8 protein-coding genes and 2 pseudogenes are annotated in these 11991 nt (G+C 69.7%); 4 read left to right on the top strand and 6 right to left on the bottom strand.

Annotation, left to right across the window (positions count from 1 at the left end; all coding sequences use genetic code 11):
* Positions 1-70 precede the first annotated feature (70 nt).
* Positions 71-1375, bottom strand: coding sequence for an ABC transporter substrate-binding protein (locus JS521_RS28310; protein WP_205085804.1), 1305 nt, complete (start codon positions 1373-1375; stop codon positions 71-73).
* Between the two features lie 110 nt (positions 1376-1485).
* The gene (locus tag JS521_RS28315) at positions 1486-2652 is read right to left on the bottom strand and encodes a substrate-binding domain-containing protein (protein ID WP_205085805.1); all 1167 of its coding nucleotides are present in this window, start codon (positions 2650-2652) and stop codon (positions 1486-1488) included.
* Between the two features lie 366 nt (positions 2653-3018).
* On the opposite strand from JS521_RS28315, the gene JS521_RS28320 reads away from it, so the two are divergent.
* Positions 3019-5433: a polysaccharide lyase 8 family protein gene (locus tag JS521_RS28320; protein WP_205085806.1), complete on the top strand. Its 2415-nt coding sequence runs from the start codon at positions 3019-3021 to the stop codon at positions 5431-5433.
* A gap of 18 nt (positions 5434-5451) precedes the next feature.
* Here the strand turns inward: JS521_RS28320 and aac(3) are convergent, their stop codons facing one another.
* Both aac(3) and JS521_RS28330 read right to left on the bottom strand, forming a co-directional pair.
* Complete coding sequence (gene aac(3), locus JS521_RS28325) at positions 5452-6306, bottom strand: aminoglycoside 3-N-acetyltransferase (RefSeq protein WP_205085807.1); 855 nt, start codon at positions 6304-6306, stop codon at positions 5452-5454.
* Between the two features lie 78 nt (positions 6307-6384).
* A pseudogene (locus JS521_RS28330) lies at positions 6385-7151 on the bottom strand (transposase).
* A gap of 94 nt (positions 7152-7245) precedes the next feature.
* Between JS521_RS28330 and JS521_RS28335 the strand changes: the two are divergent.
* The gene (locus tag JS521_RS28335) at positions 7246-7626 is read left to right on the top strand and encodes a DUF6221 family protein (protein WP_205085808.1); all 381 of its coding nucleotides are present in this window, start codon (positions 7246-7248) and stop codon (positions 7624-7626) included.
* Here the strand turns inward: JS521_RS28335 and JS521_RS28340 are convergent.
* Positions 7608-9188: a hypothetical protein gene (locus JS521_RS28340; protein ID WP_205085809.1), complete on the bottom strand. Its 1581-nt coding sequence runs from the start codon at positions 9186-9188 to the stop codon at positions 7608-7610. The genes JS521_RS28335 and JS521_RS28340 overlap by 19 nt on opposite strands.
* Positions 9185-9772: pseudogene (locus JS521_RS28345) on the bottom strand (IS110 family transposase). Before JS521_RS28345 ends, JS521_RS28340 begins: the two are co-directional and overlap by 4 nt.
* A gap of 641 nt (positions 9773-10413) precedes the next feature.
* On the opposite strand from JS521_RS28345, the gene JS521_RS28350 reads away from it, so the two are divergent.
* A complete protein-coding gene (locus tag JS521_RS28350; protein WP_205085810.1) occupies positions 10414-11250 on the top strand; it encodes an alpha/beta fold hydrolase in 837 nt (278 codons plus the stop codon).
* Between the two features lie 206 nt (positions 11251-11456).
* Positions 11457-11969, top strand: coding sequence for a DinB family protein (locus JS521_RS28355; protein ID WP_205085811.1), 513 nt, complete (start codon positions 11457-11459; stop codon positions 11967-11969).
* Positions 11970-11991 lie beyond the last annotated feature (22 nt).

Consider the following 11991-nt stretch of genomic DNA (forward strand, 5'->3'; position numbering starts at 1 on the left):
GGGGGGGGGGGGGGGGGCCGGGCGGGGGGGGGCGGGGGGGGGGGCGGTGGCAAGGGCCTTTCGTCAGGCTCTACTTGTCGAGCTTCAGACCGCGGTCGGTGACCGCGCTCTCGCCCTTCGCCTGACCGGAGCTCAGCATCTTCGTGTGGTCGCCGCCCGCGGCCATCTGCACCGAGGTGACCTGCTGCTGCACCGGTCCCCAGGTCCAGCCGGGCACGATGGTGTCGGCGGCGTCACCGGCCAGGGCGTAGACGTCCTGGTCACCGAAGTAGGAGCTGTCGAACTCCTTCGCCGCCGCGGCGCGCATGCCCTCGTTGGCGGGCAGGGCGCTGCTGGGGGCCTTGAGAGAGCTGAGGCGGGCGGTCATGGCCGCCGGTTCGGTGGTGACCCACTTGATGAACTCGGCGGCGGCCTCGGTGTGTTCGCTGCCCTTGGGCACGATGTAGGAGGTTCCGCCGTACATGCCGGTGCCCGCCTTGCCGTCCCAGGTGGGCAGGGGCGCTATGCCCCACGTGCCTTTCGCGTCGGGGTAGCTGACGGGGAAGTTTCCCGCGCTCCAGGCGGCGCCGATGATGGTGGCGACCTTGCCGGTGGCGCGCTCCTTGTTCTCGCCCTCGCCCCAGAGCGGGGTCTTGGAGGCGAGGCCTTCGGCGAGGAGGTCGTCCCAGTAGGCGGCGACCTTGCGGGAGGCCGGGTCGTCGATGTTCACCTTCCAGGCGTCGCCGTTGGTGCCGTACCACCGGGCGCCGGCCTGCCAGGCGAGGCCGGAGAGCAGGGCGGGGTCGCCGCCGCCGAAGTTGGTGATGGTGACGTCGGGGTCGCCGGCGTGGATCTTCTCGGCGGCCGTACGGTATTCGGCCCAGGTCGTCGGCACGTCGACGCCGTGCTTCTTGAAGAGGTCCTTGCGGTAGAAGAGCTGGATCGGTGTGACGTCGAAGGGGACCGCCCAGGTGGACCCGCCGAGGTTGACCAGGGACTGGACGGCCTCGGGGAACTCGTTCTTCACCAGGTCGCCGGAGCTGGGGGTGAGGTCCTCCAGGTTGCCCTCGCTGGCGTACTCGGGCAGGGCGGAGTAGTCCATGGTGGCCACGTCGGGGGCGTTGCCGCCCTTGACCGCGTTGGACAGTTTGGTGACGCCCTCGGGGCCCGCGGGGACCATGGAGAACTTCACCTTGATGTCGGTGTGCGCCTTGTTGAAGGCGTCGGCGGTCTCCTTGGCACCCGCGGTGGCCGACCAGAAGGTGAGGGTGACGGGCTTGCCGTCGCCGGGGCCCGAGGCGTCCGAGCCCGAGCCGCCGCAGGCGGTGACGAGCAGGGCGAGTGAGGCGGCGGACGCCGCGAGGGCGAGGCGGGACGTGCGGGCGGTACGGGGCATGGGCCGGCTCCTACGGGACCTCGAACTGCGGGAGATGAGGTGAACGACACACATCATTTTGCGCAGAACCGATCGCCGTCAAGAGCAAATGACCAATTCAATCGAATCGATCACTTAGGAGCCGCGGGAGCGGCGCCGGCCGCCCCGCAGGAGACCCGGACCCGCAGGGTGGGCAGGATGTCCAGGTGCCGCCGGGCGCCGAAACCTCCACCCGCCGCCCCACCGCCCGGGCCCGCGTCGGTGAGGCCCGTCGCACCGGGCTCGGGGACACCGAGGCGGGACAGCAGGAGCCGGGCGGCCGCGGCGCCCACCGCGTGCTTGTCCGGGGCCACGGCGGTCAGCGGCAGATCGGCGAGCGAGGCGACCTCGTCGTCGTACGCGATCACCGCAAGGTCCTCGGGCACACGCACCCCCCTGGCCTGGAGCCGGGGAATGAGGACGATCGCGTCGGCGTCGCTGTGCACGATCGCGGCGGTCACGTTGCCGCTCGCCACGCCCTGGCACAGGTACTCCAGCGTCCGCTCGAAACGGTCGGCCTCCGACCGCGACGGGGCCTCGTCCAGCGGCGAGGCCGACACCGGGCTCAGCCCCAGCGCCTCGACGGCGGCCCGGTAGCCGACCCGGAGCCGGGGAGCGGTCGGGCTGTCCTGCACGGCGAGCGCGATCGCCCGGTGCCCGAGCCCGGCCAGGTGCGCCACCGCTTCGGCGGCTCCGTGCGCGTGGTCCGAGCGCACCCGGTCCAGGCGCGCCGCCGGATGGCCGAGGGGGGCCGAGCGTTCCACCAGAACGACCGGGGTCTCCTGCTCCACCGTCCACAGCCCCTCGCCCTGCTCCGGGCAGCCGCGCTCCCAGCTCGGGGTGAGCAGGAGTCCGTCGGCGCCGGTGGACAGCAGCCGGCGGGCCTGGGCGGCGTCCTCGTCGGGGAGGTAGTGGGAGAGCCCGATCGTCAGGCGGGCGCCCGCGGCCTCGACGGTCTGCCGGGCGCCGCGCACCACGTCCGCGTAGTAGTACTCGGTGGTCGGCACCACCATGCCGACCACCAGACCTTCGGCGGGAAGCGCGACGGGCGCGGGGGCGGGCCGGGACTGCCCGGAGGGCCACACCACCGCGCCGTGCAGCCGCTCCACCAGACCCTGGGCCGCCAGCGCCTCGACGTCCCGGCGCAGGGTGACGGCGGACATGCCGAGCTCCTCGGCGAGTTCGGCGACGCGCAGGCTGCCGCGCTCGCGGACGAGATCGAGCACCCGCTCGTGACGCTGATCGACGTGCAGTCGCATGGATCCCCCTGGACTCGGAGACGGCTGGGCCCCTGCGCGACGGCGTTCCGGCGACGCAAGCGCGTGGATTCCGACTCCGGGCGGCCGCCGTCAGGCAGGGCTCAACCATATCGATCACATCCGCTCGAAACGATCCGAGTGTGGTTTTGCCCGGGTGCGAAGCGCGCGGGCCGGATCACACCCGCCGGCCGTATACACGCTCCGAAAAGCGATCGACACGATCAATTCGGCCAAAGTCATTGAGCGAGTCACCTGGCGGCTGCTAGAAAGTGCCCGCCCGCTCAGAACAGTCGGATCCCGGGATCAGTTCAGCGTTCCGCGCGCCGGGTTCCCGCCGGAGACACGTCACCGACCCGGAGCTCTCCCATGACTTCTGCCTGGTCCCGCCGTACCTTCCTGGCCACCTCCGCGGTGCTCACCGCCGCCGGCGGCGGCGCGCTGGCGCTGTCCACGCCCGGCGCCGCCTCCGCCGCCCCCGAAGACGATCCGTACGCCGCGCTCCGCGCCACCTGGAGCGGGCTGATCCTCGGCGAGGGCTTCAGCCCGACCGCCGAGCCCTTCAAGAGCCGGCTGGCCGATCTCGGCGCGAAGGCGTCGCAGTGGCTGGAGGCGATGGCCCCGGCGGACGGCTCGCTCTGGCCCGACGCCGTGTTCGCCGATCCGGACCCGGACACGGACCCCGAGTCGTACGTCTTCTCCGGGCGGATGGCCGACAGCTTCATCCGGCTCAACACCATGGCCCAGGCCTACCGCCAGCAGGGCACCGGCCTGACCGGGAACACCGCACTGCGCGACGCCGTGCTCAACGGCCTGGAGCACCTCAACGCCCAGGTCTACAACGACGGCCAGACCCGGTACGGCAACTGGTACAGCTGGCAGATCGGCGCACCGCAGGCGCTGCTGGACGTGTGTGTGCTGATGTACGACGCCATCGCCCCGGAGCGGCTCGCCCGCTACTGCGCCGCCGTCGACCATTTCGTACCGGACTCCGCCGTCGCCTCGTACACCGGGACCAGCACCGGGGCGAACCGTGTCGACCTCTGCCGGGTGCTGGCCCTGCGCGGCGTCGTCGGCGGCACCGCCGCGAAGATCGCGCTGGCCCGGGACGCCCTCTCCCCCGTGTTCCCGCTGGTGACCAAGGGCGACGGCCTGTACGCCGACGGCTCGTTCATCCAGCACACCACCGTGCCCTACACCGGCAGCTACGGATCGGTGATGCTCGGCGGCCTCGGGCTGCTGTTCGCGCTGCTGAAGGGGACGACGTGGGAGGTCAGCGACCCGAAGCGGCAGGTGGTGTTCGACGCGGTGGAGAACGCCTGGGCGCCGTTTCTCTACAACGGCCTCGTCATGGACTCCGTCGCCGGGCGCGCCATCAGCCGCGGCGAGGTCGACGACCACCGACGCGGCCACCCGATCCTCGCCTCCATCGTGCTGCTGGGCCGGGGCGCGTCGGCCGCCGAGAACGCCCGGTGGCGGGCGCTCGTCAAGGGCTGGGCGCAACGCGACTACTACAGCCCGCCGATGGACAACCCCTCGCTCGGGCTCACCGCGCTGGCCCGGATCAAGAGCGTCCTGGACGACACCTCCCTCACCCCGATCGCCGAGCCGGACGGCCACCGCCTCTTCCCCGACATGGCCCGGGCCACGCACCGCCGTCCGGGCTGGGCGGCGTCCCTGAGCATGGCGGACCGGCGGATCACCTATTACGAGGTCGGCAACGGCGAGAACCTGCGCGGCTGGCACACCGGTTCCGGAATGCTCTACTGGTGGGGCGACACCTTCGCCAACGGCCAGTACAGCGACGCCTTCTGGCCCACCGTCGACCCGTACCGGCTGCCCGGCACGACGGCTTCGCGCAAGGTGCTCGCAGACGGGGCGGGCGGCGACTGGGGCGTCGCGCTCCCCGATGTGAACTGGGTCGGCGGGGTCACCGACAGGAAGCGGGCCGCCGTGGGCCAATACCTCAAGGGCCTGACGAGCACGCTGATGGCCAAGAAGTCGTGGTTCTTCCTCGACGACACCGTGGTCTGCCTGGGCGCGGGCATCCACGGCCGCGACGGCGCGGCCGTGGAGAGCACCGTCGACAACCGCAACCTCGGGCCGACCGGCAACGCCCCGTTCACGGTCGACGGCTCGGCGAAACCGGTCACCGCCCCCTGGTCGGCGACGCTGACGGGCGCGTCCTGGGCGCATCTTGCCGGGCACGGCGGCTACGTCTTCCCCGGCGGAACCACCGTGAAGGCGCTGCGGGAGAACCGGACGGGGCGCTGGCGCGACATCAACACCGCGGGCTCCACGGACCCGGTCTCCCGTAAATACCTGACCCTCTGGTTCGACCACGGCACCGACCCGACGGACGCCACGTACGCCTACCAGCTGCTGCCCGGTGCGTCCGAACAGCGCACGGCCGCGCGGGCGGCGGACAGCGGCTGGCTGCGGGTGCTCGCCAACACGGACGACCAGCAGGGGGTGGCGGTCCCCTCGCTCGGGCTGACGGCGGTCAACTTCTGGTTCGGCGGGAGCGTCGGGCCGCTGGTGGCGGACGCCCCGTGCTCGGTGCTGGTGACCGAGCACGGCGACGGGACGGCGACGGTGTGTGTGAGCGACCCCATGCGGGCGCGCACCAGCCTGGCCCTCACCTGGAACCGGGCCGTCGCCTCGGTCGTGTCGAAGCCGGCGACGGTGACCTCGGCGACCACCGGGGCGTCGCTGCGCCTGGCCTTCGGCGACCTGTCCGGCACGCGCGGGGCGACGCAGACGGTGAAGGTGCGGCTGGCCTGAGCGAGCCGGGGCGGCCTGTCACCCGGGGGCGTTCAGGTGCTCCTCGATCCAGCGGACGCCGAAGTCCACGGCCGGACCGGCGTCGAACAGGTGGCTGTCGGCTGCCCCGACCGTGCCGGTCCGGCCGATGCCGGCGTCGAGCATGGCCCGGACGATGACCGCGAACGGGTCCTGTCCCTCGGGCACGACCGGGGAGTAGTCGAACGCGCCGTCCGTCGAGTCGATGTCATGGAAGGTGCGCCAGACCCGGACGCCGTCCACGCGGACGGGCTGCTCGTACGTCACGAACCGCTTGCCGGGCGCCTGGGCCAGCGACTCCGCGAAGTGCAGCAGCGTCATCGTCTCACCGGGCGCCCCGAGCAGCAGCACCCGTCCGCCGAGGGCGACGAGCCGGGCCAGCGGGCTGCCGGGGCCGTGCGGGTCGTCCCAGGGATGGTCGGCCATCAGCGCGGCGGCGGACGGGCCGAGCGCCGCGAGGCTCGCGTCCGGGTGCCGGCTGCGCACCGCCCCCGGTCTGCGGCGCAATGCCTCGGGGAGGCGGCCGTTGCTGTGATCGGCCTCGCTCAGTTCCGGGTCGTACGCGGGGTGGTGGGCGCGCACGGCGTCCTGCCAGGAGCTGGGCCAGGTGGTGAAGTCGTACGGCGGGGCATCGTTCCAACTGCAGGGAACCATCAGCGTGCCGGTCGGGCCGACGAGGTCGAGAAGGGCGTCGACGACGGTCTCGGGGCCGCCCGGGACGTAGCCGATGGCGGACAGGCGCGTATGGAACATCACGGTGTCGCCCGGTCCGAGGCCGAGCGCGGCCAGGTCGTGCCCGATCCGGTCCCGTGTCACCGGTCCCCCGGAGCGCCGCAGCAGTTCTCGTACGTCCATGCCCCAGAGCCTAAGGTTTGTCCCATAAATGATCTCTGACTGGTGTGTACGAGGTCGGGGATCAATCCGTCCGCTCGCCTATCCGGCGGGGGTGAGGTTGTGCAGGCGGGCGATGCCGAGCATGGCGTGGTGAACGCCGTCGCCGCGGAGGCGGCAGTCGCACAGGATCTTGTAGGTCTTCATGCGTGCGAAGGCGTGCTCGACGCGGGCCCGGACTTGCTTGTGGGACTTGTTGTGGCCCTGTTTCCAGGAGGGCAGTTCCTCGCCCTTGCGGCGGCGGTGCGGCATCACCAGCCCGGAGCCCGGGTAGCCGCCGTCGGCGATGGTCGTGGTCTTGCCGACGGCGGCTTTGGCACCGGATTCCGCCCAGGCCAGGCCGTCGTTGCGGTTACCGGCAGCGGTCGGCCGACCAGCACGACCAGGCGGGTGTCGGCGTCGATGACTACCTGATGATTGGTGGAGTATCGGTAGTTCTTCGACTGCTCGGCGACCTGGTGATCGCGGGTGGGCACCAAGGTGCCGTCCACGATCAGCACAGCGTCCTTGGCGATCCGCTGGCGGGGCTGCAGAGCGAACTTCGGCCCGAGGTGGTCGATCACCCGGTCAGCGGCCGACTTCGACACCCCGAACAGCGGGGCCAGTTGTCGCACGGTGAGGTTGGTCCGCCAGTACGCGGCAACCAGCAGCACCCGGTTCTCCAGCGACAGCTTCCACGGTCGACCCCGGCCGCCGACGTCGGCACCGGCGTTCCGTAGTTGAGTCACCAACTTGCCGAAGGTGCGGGGGCTCAGCCCGGTGAACGGGGCTATCCAAGACGGCTCCGACGCCGTGATCACACCAGCCACGGCAAGATCATTCCACTGTCGGCCTGCCGGCCGGGTCCTGCCCACAGCAGGGAAATCAGGCGACCGGGCCTCGCGCATCGTCCAGGATGCCCCCATGAGCCAAGACCTGATGACGTTCCTCCACACACGGCTGGATGAGGAGGCCGACCTGGCCCGACGCTGCGACGGTGACGGCTGTGGGAAGTGGACCGCTCACGGGCACACGGTCGACTTCTGCCAAGGAGAACTCTCCAGCTTCCATCCCACGATCGCCCTACACGTCGCGCTGCACGACCCGGCTCGCGTCCTGCGGGAGGTCGAGGCCAAGCGACGCGTGCTCGCCCGCCATGTGCTCAGTCCTGCCACGGGCGACCCCGAGTTGCCGTGGGACAACCGCGATGACTGCCAGTACGACGGCGAGACCTGGCCATGCGATGACCTGCTCGACCTCGCGTCACCTTACGCCGATCACCCTGACTACCCCCGACGCCCCTGAGACGGAGATCGTTTACGGGACAGCCCTTGGACTGCCGAGCAGTCCAGGATCCGCCCGTCGGTGGTGCCGATGAGCAGTCGGCCGGGTCCGGCAACGGTCAGTGCGGTCGCCACGACGGGCACTCCGGCAACAGCCAGGTGCCGACGCCGGCGGACGTCGCCGTCACGGAGATCGAGTCCGACGATCTCGCCATCGTCGTACGTGACATAGACGGTCTCCATGTCATGGTCGAGGTCCGTGGCCTTCCGGTCTGTCCGAAAGACCCAAGTCGGCTCTTCGCTGGCCACCATGCGCCGTACGACGAACGAGCCGCCAGGCTGCAACCCGTGACTGTGGTAGACAGTGCCGGCATAAATCAGGTCACCATCAGCGGTCTCCACGCCGGGGCCGGCGAAATGTGTCTCACCCGGCTTCCAGGAGTACGGGCACAAATGATCGACCTCCGCCCTCCTCGGCTCACGCGGACGTTCGGCAACCGGTATGGCCCCCAGGTCCGCGGCCGCAAGCCAGGCTTCACCTGATCCAGGCTGCTGCCCGTCCTGCGTCGAAACAGTCTCCCGAAAGTAGACCCGGCTGCCACGCCGGATACGCAACCTGCTCCGCTCCCCGTTCCGCCCAGCGGGCGCGAGAGCGGGCAGACCGTCAGCACATCGCACCAGGGAGACCGGGCCGCCGGGAGCGTTGTGGTCGAGCTGCGCTCCGTCCTGGAGCGCCAGCCGGACCACGGCCTGAGCACGCTCCTCCCACGGAGGCCGCACCAGACCAACCCAGGCCGATCGCTCATCTGCGGCGATGACAATGTCACGGCCGCCACCATCATCGTCCCGGACAGCCCACTGCCGCCGCCCCACGGGCAGCCAGGTCTCCAACTGGACCCCGTCGAGCGTCGCCACGATCCTGCCGTCGGACAATTCCTCAACCGCGCGAACGTTGCGTCTCGGATCCCAGTTCGTACTCAGACCGGAGACTGTCTGGCGGGCATCCTCTCGACGGTCGGTTCGCGGGGCCGCTCCCCGTGGTCCAGCCAGGTCATATCCAGTGATCGACCGAGGTGGTACGACCTTCCAGTCGGGCCGATGCACCACCGCGACGTGCCCTTCGCTCCACGCGTCTGTGTCCTGCCAGTCGTCAGGCGGTGCCACTAGCACGCGTAGTTCCTGTTCGTTGAGCCATTCCAAGTCCAGGACTTGGCGACCGAGCTCGTGCTCGATGAGCGACGTGGCGCTGCCCGTCTCCAGGTCCAGAAGGAGCAATTCCCCTTCGAAAAAATAGCCGCCGTCGTAGTCGCCCGTGCCGACTACAAGAAGGGGCAGCCTGGGGTGGAAAGCCATGGCGTGCACGGGATAACGCGCACGGAGAAGCGCCCGGCAGGTCAGATCATCGATGCCGTAGACGCCAACCGGCGCAGTACTGCCGAACTCGTGCATGCCCGCCACTGCCACGTGCGTGCCTGCCACTGCTAGCAGGCCGCGGTCCTCGTCATTGACGGCGAGGACGGGATCACCGACCTCGGCGAAGGGACGGTCACCGAGGATCCGGTCGATGCGGAACGAGATGGTCATGGCCGTGATCTTCTCAGCGACCAGAAGCTGCGTGAAGCCACGAACTTCAAGTAGCCGAACAGAAGAACCTGACGGGGAACTCCACCAACCTCCGCGCCCCCGTCCGTGCCGGGCTGCTGGCCCGCGCCGCCCGCTGGGAACACCCGTCCGTAGCCGTCCTGTTCGACGTACCCCTGAGCGCGGGCGAGGACGGCGACGGCGCGGGCCAGATCGCCGTCCTGGGGAAGCGGCCGGTGAGCGTGCATGTCGGTCCGCAGCACGTTGGCCAGGACCAGGGCGTCGCCCGGGTCGGACTTCTTGCGCGAGACGGAGTGCCGGTCTCGGTAGCGGGCCGCGGCCACCGGGTTGATCGCGAACACCTGTCGCTTGCCAGTCCGCAGCACCCGCGACCAGCAGGCCCCGGGATGTCTCGCGCGACCGGGATCGGGGCCTCCTCCGTGTCGCCGTACTCAGCGAGCATCCAGCAGGCTCTTGCAGCCAGCAGTGTCATCGGTGATATGCCGCTTGGCCACCAACTGGTCGTTGTCGTCGACCAAGGCGACGTCGTGTGTCTTCTTCGCCCAGTCGATGCCGCAGCAGATCAAGATCTTTCCTCTTCCCGTCCTCGGGTGTTCGTGCTGGTCACGAGCTCATGCGGTGCCACGCAGCGACCTAATCCAAGGACTCGACACGAGTCCGGTCCGCCACCTCAGCAGCTGTTCGCGGTACCAGCTCACCGCACGGGCCCCGGTCTGCGCTGGAGCTGAAACGGCTCGGGCATCACGAGGGGTCACCATGCAGCGGGCTCGCACCACAAACACCAACGAGTAATCACGCGGGGAGTGTTGACGGCGGTGGCGGTCGCGAGAGCGGCGGGCATCATCGCTCTGGATAGAGGGATCAAGTCCCCGGACGGCTCAAGGTGTCAGCCCGACACTCACGTGACCGCCACCGCGACAAACATCTGCTGCTTGAACAGCCCGGGCGTACGTCCCTCAGGGCTGTCGCTACCACCGGATCAGGACGGCTCCGACGCCGTAATCACACCAGTCACAACTGGATCATCCCAGGTGCCGCTGCCGCCCCATGCCCTCGATTCTGCGTGAGGAGGTTCGTCCTCTTCGAGATGCGAGGACTTCGGAACCGAAAGCCTGACGCACCGATGAGTTTCCTGCACTGCGGGGGTCCTATTGGCAGCAACGCACACCACAGCAGTACGGCCCCTACGTGAACCGGAGAGACAAACATGGCAACAGCGCGAGAGCAGTCGGCCGGAGCCGAGGCCCGAGTCACCTCCGCCGACGGCACCGAGATCGCATTCGAGCAGTCGGGCCGCGGGCCGGCCATCGTCCTGGTTGCCTCGGCACTGGCAGACCGCTCGGACACAGCCAAACTCGCGACTCTCCTCGCCCACCACTTCACTGTGATCAACTACGACCGACGCGGACGCGGTGCCAGCGGGGACGCCGCTACTTACGCCCCCGACCGCGAGATTGAAGACATCGCCGCGTTGGTCGATCACGTCGGTGGTTCGGCGTCGCTGTTCGGCTCGTCCTCCGGAGCGGTCCTCGCCCTGCGCGCGGCCGCGGCCGGAGTCAACATCGACCGCTTGGCTCTGTACGAGCCGCCGTTCGTGGTCGGCGAAGGCGACGACGGACCGCCTAAGGACCTCGCGCAGCAGATCACCGCGTTGCTGGCGGAGGGCCGACACAGCGACGCGGTCAAGTACTTCATGACCAGGGTGCAGGGCATGCCCGGCATCGCCGTGTTCTTCATGAAGCTCATGCCGAAGATGTGGGCAAACCTCACCAAGTTGGCCAGCACTCTCCCCTATGACATCGCGGTCATGGGCGATACCCAGCAAGGCAAGCCTCTCGATGTCGAGGAGTGGAAAGGGGTGACCCTACGCACCCGCGTGCTGACCGGTGGCAAGAGTCCAGCCGCGTTCCAGCACGCCGCCCTCGCCGTCACCGAGATCCTGCCGCAGGCCGACCACCGCACTCTGCCCGGACTCAACCATGGCGCCGTCGTCATGGCTCCAAAGAAGATCGCCCCGCAGATCATCGAGTTCATCAAGGGATGAGCTTGTCGTTCGAGCGGTTCGGCGGCGCTTGGCACCCCTTCTGGCACTCGAAGCGGAGCCCGCCCCATCCCCAGCTGACCGCCGAACCCCGAACGACCACGACTTGCGAGACAGCCTTTAGGAGGCACTGCGCGGAAACCCGGCTGCCCGGGGAACGTCGGACGGACATACTGTCGGCCGACACCACGGAACCGAGGAAGATGATCATGACGAGTGACGACCGGGTCGGGCCCCCGCTCCTGGGCGGTGAGCGCGAGACACTGCGGGCCTTTCTCGACTACCACCGCGACACGTTGGCCATGAAGTGCGCGGGGCTGGGCGACGAGCAGTTGCGCGAGCGGTCGATGTCTCCGTCGACGCTGTCGCTGCTGGCTCTGGTACGGCATTTGGCGGAGGTGGAACGCGCCTGGTTCCGCAGAGTGTTCGAGGACGAGGCGGTGCCGATGGTGTGGTCGGAGAAGCCCTTCGACTTCCAGGCTGCGTACGACGCGAGCGCCTCGACCGGGGCCGAGGCGTTCGCCGCCTGGGAGGCGGAGGTGGAGACCTCGCGCCGGATCGAGCGGGAGGCGGCCTCGCTGGATCTGGTGGGGCGTCAGCCGCGCTGGGAGAAGGACGTCTCCCTGCGGATGGTCATGGTGCACGTCCTGCTGGAGTACGGCCGCCACAACGGTCACGCCGACCTGCTGCGGGAAGGGGTGGACGGCACGGTGGGGGCTTGAGTACGCGGGGTGGGGCTTGACG

The sequence above is a fragment of the Streptomyces durocortorensis genome (genome assembly GCF_016901035.1).
Classification (GTDB): Bacteria; Actinomycetota; Actinomycetes; order Streptomycetales; family Streptomycetaceae; genus Streptomyces; species Streptomyces durocortorensis.

Excerpts from the sequence above, each read along its gene's own strand:
- JS521_RS28310 (WP_205085804.1), bottom strand. The coding sequence starts at position 1,375 with ATGCCCCGTACCGCCCGCACGTCCCGCCTCGCCCTCGCGGCGTCCGCC.
- JS521_RS28315 (WP_205085805.1), bottom strand. The coding sequence starts at position 2,652 with ATGCGACTGCACGTCGATCAGCGTCACGAGCGGGTGCTCGATCTCGTC.
- JS521_RS28320 (WP_205085806.1), top strand. The coding sequence starts at position 3,019 with ATGACTTCTGCCTGGTCCCGCCGTACCTTCCTGGCCACCTCCGCGGTG.
- JS521_RS28335 (WP_205085808.1), top strand. The coding sequence starts at position 7,246 with ATGAGCCAAGACCTGATGACGTTCCTCCACACACGGCTGGATGAGGAG.
- JS521_RS28340 (WP_205085809.1), bottom strand. The coding sequence starts at position 9,188 with ATGACCATCTCGTTCCGCATCGACCGGATCCTCGGTGACCGTCCCTTC.
- JS521_RS28350 (WP_205085810.1), top strand. The coding sequence starts at position 10,414 with ATGGCAACAGCGCGAGAGCAGTCGGCCGGAGCCGAGGCCCGAGTCACC.
- JS521_RS28355 (WP_205085811.1), top strand. The coding sequence starts at position 11,457 with ATGACGAGTGACGACCGGGTCGGGCCCCCGCTCCTGGGCGGTGAGCGC.